Raw genomic sequence first — 3,236 nt, 5'->3', positions numbered from 1 at the left:
CGCTCACAGGCCGCGCCGGCCGAGCGAGGAGAGCGAGGGGGGGCACGCCACAGTCCCGCCATCCCGAATACCGATCCCACCCGTGCCAGACCGACGATCGACTAGTGACGCGCGCCCGCTGGCAGCGCGAACACCACGACCTCGTCACTCTTGCCGAACACGCCGCCGTCCCCGCCCGCCGCGATGGCGACGTACTGGCGCCCGTTCACCGCGTAGGTCATCGGCGTGGCCTTGCCCGCCGCCGGGAGCGCGGCGTGCCACAGCTCGCGCCCGGTCTCGACGTCGAAGGCCCGGAGCTGCCGGTCCAGCGTCGCGCCGATGAAGACGAGGCCGCCCGCGGTGGCGATCGCCCCACCCAGGTTCACCGAGCCGAGCGCGCGAAGCGCCGCCGAGTCGGCGCCGCCGGGTTCCGTCATCCGCTTCGGCGCCAGCGCGCCCGGTGTGCCGAGCGGCACACGCCAGGCGATCGTCCCGGCCTGGACGTCGACGGCCACGAGCGCGCCAAAGGGGGGCGGCGTGCAGGGGACGCCCGCCGGCGAGAGCAGGATGCGGCGGCGCATCATGTACGGCGTCCCCCGCATCCCGGCGTACTCCCACCCCTCCTCCATCTTCCCGTCGTGCCGCGCGCGCGGGATGAGCTGCACCACGGCGGCGATGTCGTTCACCGGCACGATCGCCAGCTGGCGCGCCGGGTCGAAGGCGACGCCACCCCAGTGCGCGCCACCGACGTTCGACGGGATCGCCAGCGTCCCCTCGAGGCTCGGCGGCGTGAAGATTCCCTCGTAGCGCAGCCTGGAGACGATCGCCTTGCATGCCGCCCGGTCGGCCGAGTCGGCCCCGAAGACGCTATTCCGGTCGAACCGGTGCATGCTCAGTGGAGGGGTCGCCGAGAAGGGCTGCGTGCGCGACGCGACCTCGCCCGGCACCGTGCTCGCCGGCACGGCGCGCTCCTCGACCGGGATGATCGGCTGCCCCGTCTCGCGGTCGAGCACGAAGAGCATCCCCGTCTTCGTCGCCTGGAGCACGGCGTCGATCGAGCGGCCATTGCGCCTGACGGTCACGAGCGCCGGCGGCGACGCGTTGTCGTAGTCCCACAGGTCGTGGTGCACCGTCTGGAAGTGCCACACCAGCTTGCCGGTAGATGCGCGCAGCGCCACGACCGAGTTGGCGTACAGGTTCTGCCCGCCGCGCTCGCCGCCGTAGTAGTCCGGGCTCGCGCTGCTGGTGGGGACGATGACGAGGTCGCGGGATGGATCGGCCGCGATGACCGACCATGCGTTCGCGGCGCCCGTGCGGTGCGCGTTCGGGCCCGTCCACGTGCGCCACCCCGCGTCCGCCGAGTCCTGCGGCACCGGATGCCACGTCCACCGCCGCCGCCCCGTGCGCGCGTCGAAGCCTCGGACTTCGCCGCTCGCCCCGTCCGTGCGGTTGTTGTCCGCCACGGCCGAGCCGACCACGACCATGCCGTTCACCACGGCGGGCGGCGACGTCTCCTCGTACTCCTCCGTCCACGACGGCGCGTTCCGCAGCCCGCGCTTCAGGTCCACGGTGCCCCCCACGCCGAAGCCCGCGCACGGCCGCCCCGTCCGCGCGTCCAGCGCGATCAGCCGCGCGTCGATGGCCGCCACCAGCACCCGCAGCGCGCACGCCGAGCCGGCCGCCGCCGCGGGATCGCGCCAGAGAGACACGCCGCGGCTCACGAAATCGCCGTAGTCCGCCTTACGGTCCACATGCGCGTCGAAGACCCACGCCTGCGCGCCCGTGCGCGGGTCCAGCCGCATCACGCGGCCCAGTGGCGTGCTCACGAACATGGCGCCGTCCGCCACCAGCGGCGTGGCCTCCAGCGCGGTGGGGCGCGCGGTGGCGAACGAATCGGCCGCCTCGCCCGTGTGGAACGTCCACAGCGGCTGGAGGCGCGACACGTTCTCGCGCGTGATCTCCGCGAGCGGCGAGTAGCGGCTGCCCAGCGCGTCGTGCCCGTACGCACGTCGTCCGCCGCCGCCACACCCGGGCCGGGCGCTGCCACGTGCCGTGCGCCCGCCGCCGCGCCGAACATCACGAGCCCGCTGGCTGCAATCCACCACCGCCGCGCATCTCCCCATCCGCCCATCGCAACCCCCTCGCTGGAGTGGAATCGCCCGCCCGCCGCGTCCAATCTGCCCCGCCGCCCCACTGCGCGAAAGCGTCTTCTCCCCGTCCGGGCGATGAACGGCGGGTGTGACGGTAGATGCGCGGGCTCCCACGTTCGTCGCGGCGCATCGGCACATCCGAAGATGCGCATCTCCCCCCGTCGCACGATGCGCGTCCGACGACGGCCGCCGTTCCCAGCAGGTGAGCTCATCCTCCCGAGGATGTTTGCCGACTCGCGATGCGGATCGATGCGGGATGCTCGCGGACACGGTAGATGCACATCCATCGTCGATCTCCGCTTGCCCTTCGCATCACGGCGGATGTGCGGCAGATGGGCGGACGGTGCGTCGCTGGCCCTCGCGCGAGCCTGGCGGCGGGTGCATCTTTCAGCCGTTCGCGGCAGCCGGGGGCGTGGCGCCGTGCGGGGATTCACGATGGCGGGGAACGATGAGCGACGCGGCACGGCAGGCGGCGGACGACCGGAACGGCGGGGCTTCGGGAGATGCGGACACGCCCGGTGCGGACCGCGCCTTCGCGGCGGTCGGCGCCGTGGCGCTGCTGCTGGCGCTGTACTTCATCTACGCGTACCTGACCGGCGCCCCGGCAGACACGGGCGCCGCCGTGAGCGGCCCGCCCGCGCCGCAGCTGGTGATCGAGTCGCCGCAGGACGGCGAGATCGTGGACCAGCCGGCATCCGTCGTCTTCCGCACCACCGCGAAGCTGGAGGCGGGGCCGATGGGCTGGAGCGCGGGAGGCCGCCACCTGCACCTCCGCGCGGGCAGCACCGAGCTGATGGCGGGCGTGCCGGACATCCAGCCGGCGGGCCCGGGACGCTGGCGCTGGACGCTGCCGCGGCTTCCGCAGGGCGAGTACCCGGTGCGCCTCATGTGGTCCGGCGCGGACCACGTCCCCATCGTACAGGGCGCATCGGACCTGGTGGACGTGCGCCTCCGCTGACGGGCATCGTCGACCGCATCGACCGCATCGACCGCATCGACCGCATCGACCGCATCGACCGCATCGACCGCATCGACCGCATCGACCGCATCGACCGCATCGACCGCATCGACCGCATCGACCGCATCGACCGCATCGACCGCATCGAC

3 protein-coding genes are annotated in these 3,236 nt (G+C 73.3%); 2 read left to right on the top strand and 1 reads right to left on the bottom strand.

Features of this window, described 5'->3' with window-relative positions; translation table 11 throughout:
- Positions 1-101: 101 nt before the first annotated feature.
- On the bottom strand, positions 102-2,102 hold the full coding sequence (locus VFE05_23785; GenBank protein ID HET6233119.1) for a pyrroloquinoline quinone-dependent dehydrogenase: 2,001 nt from the start codon (positions 2,100-2,102) through the stop codon (positions 102-104).
- A gap of 475 nt (positions 2,103-2,577) precedes the next feature.
- Here VFE05_23785 and VFE05_23780 point away from each other — a divergent pair, with 475 nt between their 5' ends.
- On the top strand, positions 2,578-3,087 hold the full coding sequence (locus VFE05_23780; protein ID HET6233118.1) for a hypothetical protein: 510 nt from the start codon (positions 2,578-2,580) through the stop codon (positions 3,085-3,087).
- The coding region (locus VFE05_23775; protein HET6233117.1) for a hypothetical protein at positions 3,018-3,236 on the top strand (219 nt) is incomplete at its 3' end. The genes VFE05_23780 and VFE05_23775, both read left to right, overlap by 70 nt.

The organism is Longimicrobiaceae bacterium, assembly GCA_035696245.1.
Classification (GTDB): Bacteria; Gemmatimonadota; Gemmatimonadetes; order Longimicrobiales; family Longimicrobiaceae; genus DASRQW01.
Note: the sequence above shows the minus strand (reverse complement) of the source record. Positions and strands in the feature narration are given on the sequence as shown.